Source organism: Paraburkholderia sp. SIMBA_053, from assembly GCF_046534895.1.
Classification (GTDB): Bacteria; Pseudomonadota; Gammaproteobacteria; order Burkholderiales; family Burkholderiaceae; genus Paraburkholderia; species Paraburkholderia caledonica.
On record NZ_JAWRXU010001043.1, the window covers coordinates 1 to 258 of the forward strand.

Genomic DNA, 258 nt, shown 5'->3' on the forward strand with positions numbered 1-258 from the left:
GCCGAACTGTTGCGACGTCTCCAGTTGCAGATGCTCGGGCGCTTCGTCCTTCTGCGGAATCGTCTTCAGGTACGTCGACATGGCGTGGATGTCTTCGTCCGACATGTACTGCAGGCTGTTGTGAACCACTTCAGCCATCGGACCGAACACCGCGCCGCGTTGCGACACGCCAGTCTTCAGCGGATCGGAAATGTCCTTGATGTCCCAGTCGCCGAGGCCGGCTTCCTTGTTCGACGTCAGCGAAGGCGCATACCAGTT

Annotated in this window: 1 protein-coding gene; it reads right to left on the reverse strand. The window is 59.3% G+C overall.

Features of this window, described 5'->3' with window-relative positions; genetic code table 11:
• Positions 1–258: c-type cytochrome (locus SB753_RS38800; RefSeq protein ID WP_410805379.1), on the reverse strand; the 258-nt coding region annotated here is incomplete at both ends.